At 70.6% G+C, this 19488-nt stretch carries 11 protein-coding genes; 5 read left to right on the plus strand and 6 right to left on the minus strand.

The annotated features are described in order from the left end of the window. Positions 1 to 3 precede the first annotated feature (3 nt). The 6 genes from ACWD6R_RS13035 to ACWD6R_RS13060 all read right to left on the minus strand — a co-directional run bounded on the left by ACWD6R_RS13035 (position 4) and on the right by ACWD6R_RS13060 (position 14572). Entirely contained in the window at positions 4 to 1053 is a 1050-nt protein-coding gene (locus ACWD6R_RS13035) for an AfsA-related hotdog domain-containing protein (RefSeq protein ID WP_451818736.1), read from the minus strand. Continuing rightward, on the minus strand, positions 1050 to 2447 hold the full coding sequence (locus ACWD6R_RS13040; RefSeq protein ID WP_451818737.1) for an NAD(P)/FAD-dependent oxidoreductase: 1398 nt from the start codon (positions 2445 to 2447) through the stop codon (positions 1050 to 1052). Before ACWD6R_RS13040 ends, ACWD6R_RS13035 begins: the two co-directional genes overlap by 4 nt. Then, entirely contained in the window at positions 2444 to 3454 is a 1011-nt protein-coding gene (locus ACWD6R_RS13045) for a 3-oxoacyl-ACP synthase III family protein (protein WP_451818738.1), read from the minus strand. The genes ACWD6R_RS13040 and ACWD6R_RS13045 overlap by 4 nt, the downstream gene beginning before the upstream one ends. After that, positions 3436 to 7437 carry a type I polyketide synthase gene (locus ACWD6R_RS13050; protein ID WP_451818739.1) on the minus strand — a complete coding sequence of 1334 codons (4002 nt, stop codon included), beginning with the start codon at positions 7435 to 7437 and terminating at the stop codon, positions 3436 to 3438. The genes ACWD6R_RS13045 and ACWD6R_RS13050 overlap by 19 nt, the downstream gene beginning before the upstream one ends. A 3-nt stretch (positions 7438 to 7440) precedes the next feature. Further along, positions 7441 to 13524 (minus strand): SDR family NAD(P)-dependent oxidoreductase, encoded by a 6084-nt coding sequence (locus ACWD6R_RS13055; protein WP_451818783.1) that lies wholly within the window; start codon positions 13522 to 13524, stop codon positions 7441 to 7443. Between the two features lie 199 nt (positions 13525 to 13723). Then, positions 13724 to 14572 (minus strand): alpha/beta fold hydrolase, encoded by an 849-nt coding sequence (locus ACWD6R_RS13060; RefSeq protein ID WP_451818740.1) that lies wholly within the window; start codon positions 14570 to 14572, stop codon positions 13724 to 13726. A gap of 396 nt (positions 14573 to 14968) precedes the next feature. Here ACWD6R_RS13060 and ACWD6R_RS13065 point away from each other — a divergent pair, with 396 nt between their 5' ends. The 5 genes from ACWD6R_RS13065 (at position 14969) to ACWD6R_RS13085 (ending at position 19470) form a co-directional block, all read left to right on the plus strand. Further along, positions 14969 to 15220, plus strand: coding sequence for an acyl carrier protein (locus tag ACWD6R_RS13065; protein ID WP_451818741.1), 252 nt, complete (start codon positions 14969 to 14971; stop codon positions 15218 to 15220). Beyond that, positions 15217 to 16092 carry a class I SAM-dependent methyltransferase gene (locus tag ACWD6R_RS13070; protein WP_451818742.1) on the plus strand — a complete coding sequence of 292 codons (876 nt, stop codon included), beginning with the start codon at positions 15217 to 15219 and terminating at the stop codon, positions 16090 to 16092. The genes ACWD6R_RS13065 and ACWD6R_RS13070 overlap by 4 nt, the downstream gene beginning before the upstream one ends. A 63-nt stretch (positions 16093 to 16155) precedes the next feature. Further along, the gene (locus ACWD6R_RS13075; protein ID WP_451818743.1) at positions 16156 to 17481 is read left to right on the plus strand and encodes an NAD(P)/FAD-dependent oxidoreductase; all 1326 of its coding nucleotides are present in this window, start codon (positions 16156 to 16158) and stop codon (positions 17479 to 17481) included. Continuing rightward, complete coding sequence (locus ACWD6R_RS13080; protein WP_451818744.1) at positions 17478 to 18488, plus strand: SDR family oxidoreductase; 1011 nt, start codon at positions 17478 to 17480, stop codon at positions 18486 to 18488. Before ACWD6R_RS13075 ends, ACWD6R_RS13080 begins: the two co-directional genes overlap by 4 nt. 61 nt (positions 18489 to 18549) lie before the next feature. After that, the gene (locus ACWD6R_RS13085) at positions 18550 to 19470 is read left to right on the plus strand and encodes an SDR family NAD(P)-dependent oxidoreductase (protein ID WP_451818745.1); all 921 of its coding nucleotides are present in this window, start codon (positions 18550 to 18552) and stop codon (positions 19468 to 19470) included. Positions 19471 to 19488 lie beyond the last annotated feature (18 nt).

The raw sequence follows: 19488 nt of genomic DNA on the forward strand, positions 1-19488 counted from the left end.
GAATCAGACTCCGTGGATGTGTGCGGTCGAACGGGGACGCGGGCCCGAGTGGGGCAGCAGCTCGATATGGCCCTGGACCACCGTCTTGCCGAACTGCCGCAGCCACACCGTCACCGGCAGGCGACCGTCAGCGCCAGGCGTCTTGACCTCCGCCTCATGGACGAGGTCCGCCTCGAACTCGGCGAAGTCCAGGAAGGCCGCCTCGCAGCCGACGACCATGGCGTGCGGGGACGCGATGGCCCCGCTCCGGCAGGCCGCGGCGACAGCCGCCTGCCGCAGGCCCTCGACCATCAGGGGGCCCGGTACGTGGTCGTACTCGTGGTCGAAGAATGCGGGGTGCCCCTGGTCGGCGGCGAGGAGATAGCGGATCCTGCCGCCGTCGGTCTCCGTGTCCTCACGGCCCGCGGAACCGATGACGACGTTGCGGGGGACCTCCCGGCCGACCAGGGCGGGCGAGAGCCGGCGCGCCGGTGTCAACCGGGTGGTGTCCACCGGCTTCTGGGCCCGCTGGAAAGCGCGGAAGACGTCGTAGTCCTCCTGTGACATGAAGGCGAGGACCGCGCTGAGCGTCATCGCCCGGCGTCCGCCGATCTCCATGACGCCTTCGAGGGTCATGCTCACCACGTCGGAGCCCCTGCCCTGCCGTTCGGCGACGCGGTAGTGCAGATAGCCCTGAAGAGCGGAGGTCCCGTCATCCGCGTACGCCTCCGGGTCCTCGACCCGCAGTGTGATCCGCTGGAGGCTGAAGGGCAGCCCCACCGGCACGCCCACATGGCGGTGCAGCAGCACGAAGATCGACTGACGCGCAGCTTCGGAGGACGCGAACGGGTCGTGGTGGGAGGGATGCCGGTCGGACCACAGGCTGTGCGCGCGGGGGATCTGGAAGGACAGATAGAAGTCGTCGTCCGAGCCCTGCGCGGAGTCGGTGACGAAGACCTCACCGATCTGCCTGCGGTGCGCGAGCGAGCGCGGCACGGTCTGCTCGAAGCCCAGCCGGATGCCGGGCGGCGGCAGCGTGCCGGGGGCGGTTGCGTACGGGAGAGTGCTGGTCATCTGCTCGGCTCCGGTTCAAGGGGGTCCTGCTGTACGGGGTGCGGCTGAGGGCCGCTCTGATAGACGGGCCTGCGCATCGCGCTCCGGCGGCTGATCTCCGCGCCGGCGAGCCGGACCAGCTCGTCGAGCGCGGCCCGGCGCCGGCCCCGGCCGCTCAGCACGACTTTGCCGGTGGCGCCGAGAACCCGCCCCGGGGTGAGGACATCCATGACGGAGGCGCGGTGGCTCAGCAGGTCCAGTACGCCGTCGACCTTGCCCTTGGCGTGCAGCGCGCGGACGACCCGCGGGACGACACCCGCGATGGGGCCCGCGACGCCGAGGTCCGTGGCCAGCCCGTAGTACTCGGCGTAGGTGCGGTCCCGCCACGTGCCGAACTCGGCGGTGGCGCGGTCGAGCCGGGCGGTTTCGGGCAGCGCAGCCACGATCGCGGGCGCAAGCCGCTCCGCCTGGTGAAAGGCGTCCCCGATGCCGCGCCCGCCCGCCGGGTCCTTGAAGTGCCCGGCATCCCCGAGCAGCACCCAGCCGGCGCCCGCCGCCTCGCGGAAGTACCCGAAGAAGCGGCGGATGCCGTAGATCCTGCTGGCCCGGGTGGCGCCCGAGAGGGCCTTGGCGATGGGCGCGCAGCGCATGGCGTGGGCGTGCAGGGAGCCTTCGAGGTCGGCGCGGAAGGACTCCCGTTCGTGCTGCTGCGGGGAGACGCCCACGATGTAGAGGCCGTTGTCGGCGGGGCCGCCGAGCATGTGCCGGTCGCCCCAGCGGTGGAAGACGAAGGTGGGGCGCTCGCCGAGGTCCGCGCCTTCGAAGTACGTCCAGTAGTAGCTGCGTTCACCGGGGCTGACGTGGTACATGCGGGAGCCGCAGGCCTCGGCGACCTTGGAGTTCCGGCCGTCGGCGCCGACGACGAGGCGGGCGCGCAGAACGGTCTCGGTGCCCCCGGACACGGCCCGGACCCCCGAGACGCGGCCGCCGTCGCGGACGACCCCGACGACCCGGGTGCCCAGACGCACCTCGGCGCCCGCTGCGCGGGCCGCACCCACCAGCACGGGGTCGAGAACCTCCCGGCGGATGCAGGCCGCGCCGCCGACGTCCCCGTCCTGCTGCGGGAAGGCGGCCAGACAGCGGAACTCCTCCAGGCGCATGTCGACATGGCTCATCGGGCTGACCCCGGCGGCCCTCAACTCGTCCATCACACCAAGGCGGTCGAGGAACGCGAGGGAGTCGGCCTGCAGGATGTTCGAGGAGAGCGTCGAGCGGATCTGCGCGGCCTGGTCGAGCACGGCGACCCGCAGGCCGCGGCGGGCGAGGAGCACGCCGAGGGTGGAGCCGGCGCAGCGCGCGCCGACGATGACGACGTCGAAGTCCTCGGTGGGGACGTCCCGTATGCCGCCGCTCACGACGCGTCGTTCCAGCGCACCGCGGCCGCGGCCGCGAAGTCTCCGGCATGCGCGAACCCGGACATCACGACGAGGTCGCCGTCGCGCAGTTCACCGGCGCGCGCGGCCTGGTCGAGGGTGATGGGTACGGCGGCGCCGTACAGATTTCCGAAGCGGTCGAAGGTGTCGAAGTGGCGCTTAGCATCGAGTTTCAGGGCCTGTCGCCAGTTCCTCAGGAAGATCCGGTTCGGCTGGTTGGTGACGAGGACGTCGATGTCGGACGGCTCCTCGCCGAGGTCCGAGCAGAGCTCCCGGACCAGCTCGGGGACGAGCGAGTTGCCGCGCCCCAGGACCTCCTGCTGCTTCGTGTTGTCGAACCAGATGTCCGTCTGGCCGGTGCCGGGCTCCCAGTACTTGCGCCCGTCCGGAGCCGCGAGCCCCAGTTCGACCGAGTACTCGGGAGTGCTGCGCTTGCGTACACCCAAGATCGGCGAACCGCCGCCCGCCTCCAGATAGGCCATGCCACAGCCGTCGCCCGGTACCGCCGCGTGGGAGTGCTTGCGCACCTCGGACTGGGCGAACATCTGCCCCGCGGTGTTCTGCACATTGGCGATCAGGGCGGTCCGCGCGGAGCCGTCGGCCATGATCTTCTGCGCCAGCTGCATCATGTACATGAACGAGGCGCAGCCGCCGTTGTGCAGGTCCACGATCCACTCGGGGCTGATGCCGAGCCGGTGTGCGGCCTGGGCGCCGATGCCCATGAACGGCTCGTCCGGGAGCAGCACGTTCGTGAGGAACACATCCGCCTGGGGCTTCCGGCCGAGCCGCTCGAAGAGGGGCGCGGCCGCCTTCGCGATCATGTCGGAGGCGCGCTCGTCCGGAGCGACGTGGTGCCGGGTCGCGGGGACCTTGAACAGCGGAGCGTTGGCGAGTGGGTCCACCGGGGCGTCCGGGTCGTGGAAGAACTCGGGCCCCACGACCTTCTCGGGCAGATAACTCCCGAAGTCGACTATGCCGACGGGCTGCATGACAGTTCCTTTCGAAGCCAGTCCTCGACCGTCCGTGCCGTCTCGGCAGCGTGTTCTTCGAGGAGCGAGAAGTGATCGCCCGGGACCGGCGTGACGGTGTCGGCCGCGCGCCACAGACGCCAGTTCCCGCTGTTCGGTGCGTCGGGGCCGCGCTCGGCGGTGACGAGCAGAGCCGGGGCGGTGAGTGGGTCGCAGACCCAGTCGTCGAAGAGGCGCAGATAGCCGCCCATGGCCAGGACGCCCGCGTCGTCGACGTCGGTCAACACCTGCTCCCTGTCGAGGATGTGCCCCATCGCCCAGCCGAACACCTCACTCTGCTGGGCGGGTTCCGGTTCGTACGTGTCGATCAGGACGACGCCCGCGACCTGGTGCCCGGCGCGTTCGAGGCTCGCGGCGGCGGCGTGCGCGAGGACCCCGCCGATGGAGTGCCCGGCGAGCAGCACCGGGGCGCCGGCCGCGGCCCTGAGGGTCTCGGCGGCCAGGCTGCCGACCGCCGCGTGCCAGGACCTCGGGAGAAGCGGTGAGGTGCCACCCAGGCCGGGCAGGGTGAGCGCCGACATCCGCAGCCGGCGTCGGAAGCCCGCGGCGAACCGTGCGAACTGGTGCGGGCCGGAACCGGCCAGGAAGGACGGCACGCAGACCACTGCGGGCTCGGCGGGGCCGTCGGAGAGGAGGGCGGGCCTGGGCGGTGCGGTGAGCTGGTCGGGGGACGAGAAGGAGGGCAGTACGGAGGCAGCCGTCCGCAACTGCGGGATGGCGGCGGAAAGTTCGTCTCGGGCGTGGGCGGATCTGAGGAGGGCGGTGTAGCGACCCCGGGGGGTGGGGGCCGGTGCGGGCTCCTGAGCCTGGGGTGCGGGCTCCTGTGCCAGGAGTGCGGGCTCCTGCACCTGAGGTGTGGCCTGTCCGATCAGTGGCCGCAGATGGTCCGCGATCGCCTGCGGGGTCGGGTGGTCCACCAGAAGCGTCGTCGGCAGGTCGAGCCCGGTGGCGGCGGAGAGGCGCCGCTGCAGCCGGACGGCGCCGAGTGAGTCGATGCCGAGCTCCAGGAGGGTTTTGTCCGCGTCCACGGCCGTGGTGCCGTCGTATCCGAGGACGAGGGCGGCCTGGGCCAGGACCAGACCGAGGGCGTCCTGCGTCGGTTCCTGGGGGGCGGGTTCCTCCGAAGTCCCGTTCCTGGAGACCGCGTTGGTTTCCACGCGCTGCGGGTCACGCACGGTTTGCCGCACGTCGATCCAGTGGCGGCGCGGCTGGAACGCGTACGTGGGAAGGCTCACCCGGCGGCCCGCAGCCGGTGCGAACAGCCCCGCCAGGTCGGCGCCCGCGCCGTGGGTGTGCAGCTCGGCGAGTGCGGTCAGGAGCGCGACGGGCTCGGACTTGCGCCCGTCGAGCGCGGAGGCGAGGACGGCGGCCGACGGGGCGTCCAGGCACTCCTGCGCCATGCCGGTGAGCACCCCGGCCGGGCCGAGCTCCAGGAAGGCGGTCACACCCGCGTTCTCCAGGGTGCGCGTGCCGTCGTAAAAGCGGACCGGGCGCTCGGCGTGTCGCACCCAGTAGTCGGGGCCGGCCAGGGCGGCCGGGTCGGCGAGGGTGCCGGTGACGTTGGAGACGATCGGGATGCGCGGCGCCTGGTATCTCAAGCTACCTGCAATCTCTGCCAGTTGACCGAGCATGGGGCGCATCAGGGGCGAGTGGAAGGCGTGGCTCACGCGCAGTCGGCGAGTGCGGCGGCCCCGCTCCCGCCAGGGGAGTTCCCAGGCACCGAGGGCGTCGGCGGCACCGGACGCGACGACGGAGCGCGGTCCGTTGACGGCGGCCACCGCCAACTGCTCGTGCTTCGCCAGGCTTTCGCGGACCTCGTCCTCCGATGCCTCTACGGCGACCATCATGCCCCCCTCCGGCAGAGCCTGCATCAGTGCGCCGCGGGCAGCGACCAGGGCGCTCGCGTCGGTGAGGGAGAGGACTCCGGCGACATGGGCGGCGGACAGTTCGCCGATCGAATGGCCCATCAGGAAATCGGGGGTGAAGCCCCAGGACTCGACGAGTCGGTAGAGGGCGACCTCCAGGGCGAACAAGGCGGGCTGGGTGTAGCCGGTACTGTGCAGCAGCTCCGCCTCCGGGGTGCCCTCGGCGGCGGACATCGCCTGTCGCAGCGGTCGCTCCAGATGCCGGTCGAGTTCGGCGCACGCCGCGTCCAGCGCGTCAGCGAACACCGGGTGGGCAGCGGCGAGTTCACGCCCCATGCCGGTGCGCTGCGAGCCCTGCCCGGAGAAGAGGAAGGCCGTCTTGCCCGCGCGTGCGGCCACGCCCCGGACGACGTTGCCCGGGAACTCGTCCGCGCCGAACGCCGCGAGACCGGCGAGGAGTTCGGCACGGTCGGCGCCGATGACGACCGCCCGGTGCTCGAAGCGGGCCCGGGTGCGGGCGAGGGCGGCGCCGACCTCGGTGGGCGCGGCGTCCGGGTGCGCGGTGTCGGGGTGCGCGGTGAGGTGGGTGTGGAGGCGGCGGGCCTGATCGCGGAGGGCGGCGGGCGTCCTGGCGGAGAGCACCCACGGGACGACGGGGAGTATGGCCAACTCCTCATCGCCCACGTCATGCTGGTCCTCCGGCGGCTCCTCGACGACGACATGGGCGTTGGTGCCGCTGATGCCGAAGGAGGAGATGCCGGCGCGCCGGACGCGCTCCCCACGCGGCCAGGGCGTGGCCTCCGTCAGTAGGGAGATGCCGCCGGACCAGTCGGCCTTCGACGTGGGCCGGTCGAGATGCAGGGTCCGGGGAAGCACCTCGTGGCGCAGGGCCTGGACGATCTTGATGAGACCGCCGACTCCGGCGGCCGCCTGGCTGTGCCCGAGGTTGGACTTCAACGAGCCCAGACGCAGGGGCTGTTGTCCTCCGCGTTCCCGGCCGTAGACGGCGTTCAGCGCGTCGATCTCGATGGGGTCGCCGAGGGTGGTGCCGGTGCCATGGCCCTCGACGGCGTCGACGTCGCCGGGACGGATGCACGCGTCGGCGAGCGCCTGGCTGATGACGTGCTGCTGGGAGGTGCCGTTGGGCGCGGTGAGGCCGTTGCTTGCGCCGTCCTGGTTGACGGCCGAACCCTGGACGACGGCGAGAATGCGGTGGCCGTTGCGCCGGGCCTCGCTGAGCCGCTCAAGGAGGACGACGCCGACGCCCTCGCCCCAGCCGGTGCCGTCCGCCGCCTCCGCGTAGGACCGGCACCGGCCGTCCGGCGAGAGGGCGCGCTGCCTGCTGAACTCCGTGAACACACCCGGCGTGGACATCACCGTCACACCACCGGCGAGCGCGAGGGAGCACTCGCCCTGACGCAGCGCCTGCGCCGCCAGATGCACACCGACCAGAGATGAGGAACACGCCGTGTCGATGGTGAGGGCCGGGCCCTCGAACCCCATCACGTACGAGACACGCCCCGACAGGACGCTGCCCGCCGAGCCGATGCCCCAGTAGCCCTCAAGGTCGCTGGGACCGGACCGCGCGAGCTGGGCGTAGTCCTGCCCCGTCGTCCCCACGAACACGCCCGTACGGGAGCCGCGCAGTGTGCCGGGGTCGATCCCCGCGTCCTCCAGGCACTCCCAGACGGTCTGCAGGAGCAGCCGCTGCTGCGGGTCCATGGCCCGTGCCTCGGTGTTTCCGATGCCGAAGAACTCGGCGTCGAACTCCGTTGCCCCGTCGAGGAATCCACCGGAGCGGGTGTACGTCGTCCCAGGGCGGTCGGGGTCGTCGTCGAAGAGGCGGTCGAGGTCCCAGCCCCGGTCGGAGGGGAAGTCCGAGACCACGTCGCGCCCGGCGGCCACGACATCCCACAGGTCGGCGGCGGACGCGACGCCGCCCGGGTAGCGGCAGGCCATGCCGACGATCGCGACGGGTTCGTTCGTACGCTGCTCGGCCTGCCTCAGCTGCTCGCGGGTGCTCTGGAGTTCGGCGACCACTCGCTTGAGGTACTGCAGTGTCCTGTCGTCGTCCGGCATGGCTCAGACCACCCCCAAGTCGTTGTCGATCAGGTCGAAGATCTCGTCGGCGGTGGCGTCGTCGATACGCTGCCTGCGGCTGCCGTCGGTGCCGGGTTCCCTGCTCTCCAGGGAGGCGAGGAGGGACCGTAGCCGGGCGCTCACGGTGCCGACGTCGGACGCCGCGACGGAGGGAAGGAGCGTGGCGAGCCGGTCGAGGTCCGTGTACACGGCGGGAGCGACCTGCTCCTGCCCGGCCGGCTCGGTGCGCTCCTCCAGGAGGGTCCGCAGATGGGCGGCGAGGGTGGGGACCGAGGGGTGGCCGAAGACGAGCGTGGACGGCAGGGTCAGCCCGGTGGCCTGGCTGAGCCGGTTGCGCAGCTGCACCGCGCCGAGCGAGTCCAGCCCCAACTCCTTGAAGGGCCGGTCCGGATCCACCGCCCCGGCGTCCTCAAGGCCGAGCACGGAGGCGACCTCGGCGGTCACGACACTCGCGACGAGTGCGTCACGTTCCTCCGGCGGCGCGGTCGCGAGACGGGTGAGCAGCGCACCGTCACGGGCCCTTGCCTGGCGGACCACAGCCGGCGCGAGGGCGCGCAGGACGGCGGGAAGCACGCCGTGGCGGCCCTGGGAGCGGAGGGCGGCCATGTCGAGCCGGGCGGGTAGAAGCAGTGAGTCACCGGTGTGGTGCGCGGCATCGAAGAGCCGGAGTCCTTCGTCGGTCGAGAGTGGGGAAAGTCCCGACCTGCCGAGCTGGGCCACTCCGTCGCCGGCGAGATGCCGGGTCATGGCGCTTGTCTCGTCCCAGAGCCCCCAGGCCAGGGAGACACCGGGCAGCCCGTGCGCACGCCGCCACTGGGCGAAGGCGTCGAGGAAGGTGTTGGCGGCGGCGTAATTCCCCTGCCCGGGGCCGCCGATGGTCCCGGCCACGGAGGAGAAGAGCACGAAGGAGCGGAGCGGGGCACCGACGGTGAGTTCGTGCAGATGCAGCGCGGCGTCGGCCTTGGGCCGCATGACGCGGTCGAGGCGTTCGGGGGTGAGTGTCTCGACGAGCCCGTCGTCGAGGACTCCGGCGGAGTGGATCACGGAGGTGAGCGGATGAGCCTGCGACACGGATTCGAGGAGCTCGGCCACGGCTGCCCGCTCGGTGATGTCGCAGGCCGAGATCGTGACGTCGGCTCCGAGAGCGCCCAGTTCGGCGGCAAGCTCGGCCACACCTTCGGCCGCGCGGCCACGACGGCTCGCGAGGAGCAGATGCCGGGCACCGCGTTCGGCGACGAGGTGCCGGGCCACCTGGGCGCCGATGCCGCTGGTGCCGCCGGTGATGAGGACGGTGCCGTCCGGGTCGAAGGGGAGCGGTTCACCCACGGCGCGGGCGCGGACGACACGGGGTACGAACGCGATGCCTTCGCGCACGGCGAGTTGAGGCTCACGCGTGGCGAGAAGCGCGGACGGCGCCGGCCCCCCCGCGCCGTCCAGGTCGATCAGCGTGAACCGTCCCGGGTGCTCGGACTGCGCGGAACGGACCAGGCCCCATAGGGCAGCGAGGCCCGGCCGGACGGCGTTGGCGTCCGAGGTGACCGCGACGGCGTCCCGTGTGACGAGGACGAGCCGGGAGCCGGCGAGGCGCTCGTCGGCGAGCCATCCCTGGAGCAGGGCGAGGGTGCGGTGCGCCAGAGTACGGGCCTGTGCCGCGTCCGGCTCCGCGCGCGGGGCGGGCTCGGCGGCGATCACGGTGTCCGGGACGGGGGTGCCGGCGTCGAGGGCCGCGACGAGGGCGGCCAGATCGGTGTAGGAGGGGACGTTTGCCCCATACGAGGAAATATCGGCACTCTCACCCAGCACCGCGCACGGTCCGACGGATCGCGTCTGTGCGGTCGGAGCCGGTATCGGCTGCCACTCGAGGCGGAACAGCGAATCCGTCACCGGGCCCGCCGAGGCCAGCTTGGCCGGGGACACCGGGCGGGCCACCACCGAGTCGACCGAGATCGCGGGGACGCCGGTCTCGTCGGTCGCGGACATCCGTACCGCCCCTTCGCCCTGCGGGGTGAGCGTCACCCGCAGACGCGTCACGCCCGGGCGGGTGATCCGTACACCGGACCAGGTGAACGGGAGCCAGGCCTGCGCCGACTCGGCGTCCGTGCCCGTCAGTTCCGTGAGCTGGGCGTGGAATGCCGCGTCCAGCAGCGCTGGGTGCACGGCGAAGCCGTCCGCGTCCGGCGTGGCGTCCACCTCTGCCAGGAGCCTGCCTTCGTGACGCCAGGCGGCGTGCAGTCCCTGGAAAGCGGGGCCGTAACCGAAGCCCCGGTCCGCGAGGAGGTCGTAGAGGTTGTCGATGTCGACAGCCGTGGCGCCGGGCGGAGGCCAGTCCGTCGGTCGAGCCGAAGGTTCGCCGGGCGGCGCCGCCGCCAGGAAGCCGGCCGCGTGCCGGGTCCACGCCCTGTCACCGGCCGCGTCGGCGACACGTGAATGCACGGCGATCGACCGCCGGCCCGCCCCGTCCGGCACCCCCACCGACGCCTGCAGATCCACCGCGCCGTCGTCCGCGAGAGCCAGCGGTTCCTCCAGAGTCAGCTCCGTCACCAGGTCGCAGCCGACCTGCGCGCCCACCGACGCCGCGATGTCCACGAAGGCGGTGCCCGGCAGCAGCACGGTGTCGTAGACCGCGTGGTCGTCCAGCCAGCCGTGCGTGAGCCGGGAGACCCGCCCGGTGAACAGCCACCCCGCGCCTTCCGCGAGCTCGGTGGCCGCGGTGAGCAGCGGGTGCCCCGTCGTGCGCAGGCCCGCGCCGGTGACGTCACCCGCAGTGGCCCGTGGCGTGGCCCAGTACCGCTCCGACTGGAAGGCGTACGTGGGGAGTTCGACCCGCCGCGCGGTGCCCGCGTCGAACAGCGCTTCCCATGCCACCGGTACTCCGTGAACGTACGCATCGGCGAGCGCGGCGGTGAAGCGCACCAGTTCGCCGTCACGTCGGGCCGAGCCGAAGACGGCGGCCGCGGTGCCCGTCGCCTCCACCGTCTGCTCCATCGCGACCGTGAGGATCGGATGCGGGCTCACTTCGATGAACGTCGTGCAGCCGTCTGCGAGGAGCTGCCGCACGACCTCGTCGAAGCGGACCGTCTGCCGCAGGTTCCGGTACCAGTAGCCGGCGTCGAGCCCCGCCGTGTCGAACTCGGTCGCGGTGACCGTGGAGTGAAAGCGGACCTCGCCGGAGCGGGGTGCGAGGGGAGCGAGGGCCTCGGCGAGCCGCTCCTTGGTGGATTCGACCTGGCGGGAGTGTGAGGCGTAGTCGACGGGGATGCGCCGGGCCCAGATGTCCTCGTCGGCGCAGTGAGTGAGCAGTGCGTCGAGGGCGTCGGGGGCGCCGGAGACGGTCATGGAGGAGGGCCCGTTCACGGCGGCCACGGATATGCGTCCGCCCCAGCGTTCGAGCAGGGGAAGAAGCTTCTCCGGGGACGCCGTCACCGACGCCATCCCGCCCTGACCGGCCATGGCGGCGGCGATGGCCTGGCTCCGCAGCGCCACGATGCGCGCGGCGTCGTCGAGGGACAGTCCGCCGGCGACGTACGCGGCGGCGATCTCGCCCTGCGAGTGCCCCACGACGGCGTCGGGGCGCACCCCGTGCTGTCGCCAGAGCGCGGCGAGCGCGGCCATCACGGCGAACAGGGCGGGCTGCACGACGTCCACGCGGTCCAGCGGGGGCGCGCCGGGCGCGCCGCGCAGCACGTCGTCGAGCGACCAGTCGACATACGGCGCGAGCGCGTCGGCACAGGCGCGCAGCTGCTCGGCGAACACCGGGTGCGTGGCGGCGAGTTCACGACTCATGCCGATCCACTGGGAGCCCTGTCCTGGAAAGACCCAGACGACCTTGCCGCCGGTACGGGCTCGAGCGAGGCTGGTGCCCTCGGTGGCCTCCCCTCGCGCGAGTGCGGCCACGGCGTCGAGGAGTTCGTCGCGCGTGGTACCGGCAACGGCGGCACGGTGGTCGAAGTGGGCCCGGGTCAGCGCGAGCGCGGCCCCGACCTCGGCGGGCGGAGCGTCGGGCAGGGCGGCGAGATGGGTGTGCAGCCGGTGGGCCTGCTCCCGCAGGGCGGTCGGGGTCTTGGCGGACAGCACCCAGGGGACGGCCGGAAGACCGCCCGCAGCGACTCCGGACGGGGTGCGGTTGCCCGGCTCGGCTGTGGTCGTGGTGTGGTCGCCCGGTTCGGCTGCGGTCGTGGGAGGGCCGTCCGGCTCGGTCTCGCCCGTGGGGTGGTTGTCCGAAGTGATTCCGTTCGTGAGGCGGTTGCCCGGTTCGGTCACGCCCGTGGGGTGGTCGCCCGAAGTGGTCCCGTTCGTCAGATCGTCGCCCGGTCCGGCGGAGTCTGTCCGGTCACCGTGCGACCGGCCGCCCCCCGCCGCATTGCTGCCCGACTCGCCCTCATCGCCCGGGCGTCCAGCCACCGGGCCGTCGACGGGTGGCTCCTCCACGAGGACGTGCGCATTCGTCCCGCCGACCCCGAACGCCGACACACCGGCGCGCCGGATACGAGCGCCCCGCGGCCATGGCGACGACTCCGTCAGCAAGGACACCGCACCGCTCGTCCAGTCCGCCTTGGGTGTTGGCTTGTCGACATGCAAGGTCCGGGGCAGGACTTCATGGCGCAGAGCCTCGATCATCTTGATGATGCCGCCGACGCCCGCAGCGGCCTGGCTGTGGCCGATGTTGGACTTCAACGAGCCGAGCCGCAGCGGCTGCTCATCGGGACGGTCCTGGGCGAACACCGCCGTGAGCGAGTCGATCTCGATCGGGTCGCCGAGCTTTGTGCCTGTGCCATGGCCCTCCACCGCGTCGATGTCGCCGGGACGAAGGCCGGCCGCCGCCAGTGCCTGCATGACGACCCGTTGCTGCGCGGCGCCGTTCGGTGCAGTCAGCCCGTTGCTCGCGCCGTCCTGGTTTACGGCCGAGCCGGGTATGAGCGCGAGGACACGATGACCGCGCCGACGCGCCTCGCCGAGGCGTTCCAGTACGAGGACGCCGACGCCCTCGGCCCAGCCCGTACCGTCGGCTGCCTGGGCGTAGGACCTGCATCTGCCGTCCGGCGAAAGCGCCCGCTGCCTGCTGAACTCCGTGAACACCTTGGGGGTCGTCATCACGGCGGCGCCACCGGCGAGGGCGAGCGAGCACGCGCCGGTGCGCAGTGCCTGGGCCGCCAGGTGCACGCTCACGAGGGACGACGAGCAGGCCGTGTCGACGGTGAGCGCGGGCCCTTCGAAGCCGAAGGCATAGGCTATTCGGCCGGACAGGACGCTCCCGGCCGAGCCGATGCCCCAGTAGCCCTCCAGTTCGTGTGGCCCCGAGCGCGCCACCTGTTCGTAGTCCTGGCCGCTGCTGCCGATGTAGACACCTGTCGGGGACTTCCGCAGTGTGCCGGGGTCGACTCCCGCGTCCTCCAGGGCTTCCCACACGGTCTGCAGGAGCAGCCGCTGCTGCGGGTCCATCGCCAGGGCCTCGCGCCGCGCGATGCCGAAGAAGTCGGCGTCGAAATCGGCGACCGAGTCCAGGAAGCCACCGGCACGGGCGTAGCTCGTACCGGCACGTTCCGGGTCGTCGGAGAAGAGGCCGTTCAGGTCCCAGCCACGGTCGGAGGGGAAGTCCGAGACGACGTCGTTTCCGGCGATCACGACGTCCCACAGGCCGGCCGGTGAGGCGATGCCGCCCGGGTAGCGGCACGCCATTCCGACGACCGCGACGGGTTCGTGGTCGGCAGCCGACTCCGGGATGTCCCGCGGGGACTCGGTGGCCGTCGGGGCGAGCCCCAGGAAGGACAGCAGATGACGTGCCACGGCCGCCGGCGTCGGATGGTCGAACAGCAGCGTGAGCGGCAGTTCGAGCCCGGCAGCCGTACCGATGCTGCTCGTCAGTTCCACGGCGGCCAGGGAGTTGTAGCCGATGTCGCGATAAGCGAGGTCCGGGTCGACATCCCTGGGCTCCGAGCCGAGGAGCTCCGCGGTCTTCTCCCGCACCAGATCCAGCAGGACCGGGTACCGAGCGTCCTTCGGCAGCGCGGCCAGCCGCACTGTCAAGGGGATGTCCCGCTCGTTCACCGAGCCGGCCGAGTCCATCACGTCAGCCATGCAATCCTCCACGTCGTCGCCCTGCGCCCCCGCGCCCAGCCCACCGCTCCCCGGAGAGGGGAGCGTCCACAGAGTCCCGCCGTCAGGGCCAGGTGGCTTCCGGTGGATCTCCGAGGCGACGCGACGCCCGGCACGTCGAGAGCACGCACCGAACGCCGCTCCTTCTCCGACGGAGATCCGTCAGAGCCCCCTAGCCGGTGGCCCTGCCCGTGTGCAGCCACGACCGGAGGTGCGCGGCGAGTTGTTCCGGCTGGTCCTCGGGGATGAGGGTGTAACTGTCTGCGATCTCCACGAGCTCGCTTTTGGGCAGGAGCTCGGCGAGCTTCCGCCCGTGCGCGAGCGGCATGACCTTGTCCTCGGCGGCCCACACCACGAGCGAGGGCCGGTCGAAGTCCCGCAATGTGTCGGCCCAGGCGAGAAGTTCCTCCTTGGGAGGTACGCCGAGCACGTACTTCCGCAAATCCCGGCGGATCTCCGCGGAGGTCCACAGGGGCTCGAACCAGGCGTCCATCACCTCGTGCGGGACGGGCCGCTTGCTCATCCATCCCCAGGTCATGGGCAGTCGCCGCATCGGTTTCCACTTCAGGAGCTTGAAGGCGACGTTGATACCGCCCGGCATCTTCGCGGAGGTGTAAAGATTCGAACCCGGCAGGCCCGGCGGGAAGTTGTCGAACGCCTCACAGGACGTGATGACGAGGCGGCCCACCCGCTCGTCCCGGCCCAGGGCGACGAGTGCCTGCGCCCCGCCCCAGTCGCTCATCACCAGGGTCACGTCCCGCAGGTCCAGTTCGTCGAGGAAGTCCGCGACGAGCCGGGCCACGCCGGGGATCGACAGATCGGCGTCGGTCTTCATCGGCGTACGGTGCCCGCCGAGCGGCAAGGTCGGGACCACACAACGGAATTCTGCGCGCAGCGGGGCCACCACGTTCCGCCACAGGGAGCCGTCCATCGCTACACCGTGCAGCAGGACCACCACGGGCCCGTCGCCGCCGGTGTCCTGGTACTCCACAGTGCCGGCCGCGAGGTGGACCTCAGCCATGTCGAATCTCCTTGTTCCTGATCGGATGCGGGGGAGGGGAACGGCCGACAACGGCTATGCCACCATGCGGGGCCAACCCGCCACGGCCGGCCAGGCAGGGCCAACTGGTGGCGCACAGGCTCCCGGCCGGTGATCCGGGGCAAGTAAAACATCTGAACCCCGTTTTCGACAGCCGCATTTCTAACCAAGAATGATCATCACCCTAAAGGGCAATGGTGTCCTGTCGGCCGTGTGGGTACCGTTGCATCTCCCGTCCCGTCCCGTGCCGGCACCGCTCACCGTGCTCCCAAGAGCGGTTCGCACCCGGGCCCCTCGCATCCGCCTGCGCCTTGTTGGGCGGCGTGGCTGCATCGCAGTCCACAGAAAATTCATCTTCCTGTACCGGAAAGGCATTCCGTGATCACTGCTGAAGAGGTATGTGACCGTATCGCCAAGAAGCTCGGCAGCAAGGCGGGCTCCTATACCCTCGACGCCGACACGGTCTTTGACTCGGTGGGGCTTTCGAGCCTGCAGATAGCCGATATCGTCTACACCATCGAGGACGACCTCGGCATCGAATTCGACGAGAGCAAGGCCGCGAGCGTCAAGACGGTGGCGGACCTTGTGAAGCTCGCCGAGGAGAGCAAGCCGGGCAGTGCAGCCGCGTGACGGCCATCGACTACCGGGGCGCATCGGCAGAATCCATTCGTCACCACTATGACGTGTCGAACGACTTCTTTGCCCTGTGGCTGGACAACGACCTCACTTACACCTGTGCGCTCTGGGACGAGAGCGATGCGGGCGACACCCTGGAGGCGGCCCAGAGGCGCAAGCTGGACTATCTGATCGAGGGCGCCAAGGCGCCCGGCGCGGGCCGGGTCCTCGATGTCGGCTGTGGCTGGGGCAGCCTGCTCGACCGCCTGGTCAACACCCATGGCGTGCAGCGGGCCGTCGGCCTCACGCTCAGCGACAGCCAGGCCGAACGGCTGCGGCAGACCGCCCTGCCGCGCACCGAGGTACGGGTGGAGAACTGGCTCGACCATGAGCCGGAAGAGCGCTACGACGCCATAATCTCCATCGGCGCGTTCGAGCATTTTGCGCGCACCGGCCTGTCACGCGCCGAACGCGTCGGCGCGTACCGGGAGTTCTTCGAGCGGTGCCGTGCCTGGCTCCCGAAGGGCGGCCGGCTCGCGCTGCAGACCAACATCAAGGGCAATAATGTTCAGATGGACAAGCAGACGGTCCGTGACCTGATGTTCATCATCGACATCATTTTCCCGGAGTCTGAGATTCCGGCCCTTTCCGAGGTCGTCGAGTCGAGCGAGAAGTGCTTCGACATTGTGAATCTGCGGAATGATCCGGACCATTACAGTCGCACCAGTCAGGAATGGCTGAACCGTCTCCGGGCCAACCGCGATCAGGCCGTGAAGGTCGCGGGCGAGGAGAATGTTGCCAACTATGAACGTTACTTGGGCTCGACGGTCGGCCACTTCGCGAACCGCCACCTCGGCCTGTCCAGGATGATCCTCGAAGCCGTGTGACGAGAGGTCCGAGAAATCCTTGTGCCGGACCTCTCCACCGGTGGCCCTGTTGAGGAGCACTGATTGAACGCGTACAAGCATGTCGTCTACTGGCACGACACCGAACCGGTCACCGTCAAAGCCCCTTTACGGGAAGCCGTCGACTGTGATGTCTGCATTGTCGGGGGCGGATTCACCGGACTCTGGACCGCTTACTTCCTCAAAGCAGCCGAACCCGCGCTCGACATCCGTATCGTCGAGGCGAACCACTCCGGTTACGGGGCGTCAGGCCGCGCCGATGGATTCGTCACCCCCACCATCGGCAAGGACATCCAGGCTCTGGTCAAGGAATTCGGTCTGCAGCGGGCCCTCGAGGCCTCGCAGGCCGTGGGCCGGTCGATACTGGAAATCGGCAGGTTCGCCCGCAAGAACCGCGTCGACGCGGAGTACGAGGCCAATGACTACCTGATGGTCGCTACCGACCCTGCCCAGCTCAAGCGCCTTGAACACGACCGCGACCTGGCCGAGCGGATGGGCGCGGCACAAGCCGAGATCCTGCCGCGCGAGGCATCCCGGGCGATCATCGGCTCCCCCGCGGTTCTGGGCAGTATGCGCACCGGCGGCGCCCTGGTGAACCCCTTCAAGCTCGCTCGCGGCATCGCCCGTGTCGTGCGCGAGAAGGGCGTCACCATCTATGACAAGTCTCCCTGCCTGCACGTCGAACCGGGCGTGCGGCCCACCGTCGTCACCGCTGGTGGCCGCGTGAAGGCGAACAAGGTCGTGCTCGCCACGAACGTCCACATGGACGCCTTCCCCCCCTTCCGCAGGAAGGTCGTGCCGATCTGGACGTACGCGATGGTGAGCGAGCCCCTCACCGACGCGCAGCTCGCCCGCGTGGAGTGGGCCGGACGTGAGGGTCTGGTCGAGGCCAAATCCCTTCTCACCTGTGCCCGTTTCACGCACGACAACCGTGTCATGTTCGCCGGCGGACCCGCTCCGTACTACTACGGCCGGGACAAGCGGCAGCGGAACATGAACCGTCCCGAGGTCTACCGTGAGATCCGTCGGGAGTTCCTCCGGTTCTTCCCCATGTGGGCGGACGTCGAGTTCACGTACGCGTACGGCGGAACCGCCGATGTCGTCCGTGACTACGCTCCTCACTTCGGTTCCCTCAACGGCGGCAACATCCTTTACGGATACGGCTATTGCGGCAACGGAATCGCCGCGACCCACACCGGCGGCAAGGTCCTGCGCGACCTCATCCTCGGCAAGGACACCGACTATTCCCGGCTGCTCTTCGTGGACGACGAGCGACGCAAGCCACTCGCCAACTTCCCGCCCGAGCCCGCCCTTTACGTCGGCGCCCGCGCGATGGCACGCCTGATGGACTGGAAGGAGTCCCGCGTATGAGCGCCCGTCGCACGGTCCTGCTCACCGGAGCCTCCGGCGTCGTGGGCCGCAGCATCCTGCGGGAGCGGACGCCGGCCGGGCCGCGGATCATCTCCGCATCCCACAGCGCTCCGATCCCCGAGGCCGAAGAGCCGCCGGTCGCCCTGGACATGACGGCGGAACGCTTCGGGCTCGACGCGGACAGCCATGCCGCGCTCGCGGCCGAGGTCGACGTCGTCATCCACTCGGCGGGCCTGACCGAGTGGGGCCTGACCGCCGAGCGCTATGAGCCGATCAACGTCGAGGGCACCCGTCGGGTCGTTGAGTTCGCCGAACAAGCGGGTGCCACCATCCACTTCATGAGCACGGCCTTCGTGGCCGCCCTCGCTCAGGACGCACCCGTGCCCCTCGGCGAGGAGAACGTCTGCAGGAATTACATCCGTTCCAAGCACCGGGCGGAGCAGCTGCTGCGGGACAGCGGCCTGCCGCACACCATATTCCGGCCCACCAACCTCATCGGCGACTCCATGACGGGCTGGACCTCACAGGGCCAGATCGTTCAGCTGATGTCCGACTGGATCGGCCGGGGCCGGGCTCCTTTCATCCCCGCCCACCCGGGCATCCGCATGGACTTCGTCCCGCAGGACCTGCTGTCGAAGGCGGTGCTGCGCGCCATCGAACTCGGCGATGAACAGGGCGAGTTCTGGGTGACCTACGGCGAGGAGGCGATGAACATCGAGACCTGCCTCCAGCTCATGGCCAAGCACGCGGCCGGCCGCGGCCGCTCGCTGAACCTGCCACCGGTGGTGAACGCCGACGAGCTCGAACCCGACGCCATCGCGAAGACACCCCCGATGACCCGCTCATACCTCTCGGTCCTCCGGGACGTCAGCGAGGTCACCCGGTGCAGCGGCGGTGTCCTGCCCACCTCCATGCCCGAGCTGCGCGAACGCTATGGAATCCCGCGCGTCGACGACACGGCCGCGTATCTGGCCAGCCTGGAGTACGCCGCCGAGTACCTCGGCTGAACAGCCGACACCATCTTCGTACGAGAAGTGGCGCACCCGCCACCAACGGAAGGACACTGGCGTGAACGACGCCTGGAACGCCCCGGACCTGGGCGGAAAGGTGGCCGTGGTCACCGGGGCCAGCCGAGGCGTGGGCCGCGGCATCGCACTCGCGCTCGGCGAGGCGGGCGCGACCGTGTATGTCACCGGCCGCAGCACCCGCACCGATGGGCGCACAGAGGACCTGCCCGGCACGGTCGACGACACCGCGGACGAGGTGACGCAGCGCGGCGGCACGGCCATTGCTCTGCGCTGCGACCACTCGGTGGCGGCGGACAACGAGGCCCTCGCCGAGCGGATCAAGGCCGACCATGGCCGCCTGGACCTTCTGGTCAACAACGCCTGGGGAGGGTACGAGCGGTCCGCCGAGGTCCGCTTCGACGCACCCTTCTGGGACCAGCCGATGTGGCGCTACGACCTGTTCGAGGCGTCGCTGCACGGGCAGTACGACGTGACGCGCAGGCTGGCCCCGCTGATGATCCAGCAGCAGAGCGGCCTGGTGGTCGGCATCAGCTTCTCCGACGGGGACATCTACCTCGGCCAGGTCGGCTATGACGTCTTCAAGTCGGCCTCCGACCGCATGTGCCGCGGCTTCGCCTCCGACCTGCGCAAACGCGGCGTCGCGGCGGTCTCCCTGCACCCGGGCTTCGTGAGGACGGAGCGCGTGGAGGCGGCCTGGGACGCGATGGGCAGCGGCCCGGCGTCGGTGGTGCACTCCCCGGAGTACGTGGGCCGGGCGATCGCCGAGCTGCTCGCCGACCCGAACGTCATGGAGCGCACAGGCAAGGTGCTGAGCACCGGCGACCTGGCGGTCGAGTACGGCTTCGACGACGTGGACGGGCGCCGTCCGCCGGCGTTCCGCCTCGAAGGCCGGATGAGCCTGGCCACGCGGATGCATCGCCTGAACAAAGTGGTCGGCGCAAGAGGCGGCGGACACCAGTAGGCCGAAGTGCTGTGTTTC

It is taken from the genome of Streptomyces sp. NPDC005151 (genome assembly GCF_053599875.1).

Coding starts and splice junctions, on each gene's coding strand:
- ACWD6R_RS13035 (WP_451818736.1), bottom strand. CDS start 1,053: ATGACCAGCACTCTCCCGTACGCAACCGCCCCCGGCACGCTGCCGCCG.
- ACWD6R_RS13045 (WP_451818738.1), bottom strand. CDS start 3,454: ATGCAGCCCGTCGGCATAGTCGACTTCGGGAGTTATCTGCCCGAGAAG.
- ACWD6R_RS13050 (WP_451818739.1), bottom strand. CDS start 7,437: ATGCCGGACGACGACAGGACACTGCAGTACCTCAAGCGAGTGGTCGCC.
- ACWD6R_RS13060 (WP_451818740.1), bottom strand. CDS start 14,572: ATGGCTGAGGTCCACCTCGCGGCCGGCACTGTGGAGTACCAGGACACC.
- ACWD6R_RS13080 (WP_451818744.1), top strand. CDS start 17,478: ATGAGCGCCCGTCGCACGGTCCTGCTCACCGGAGCCTCCGGCGTCGTG.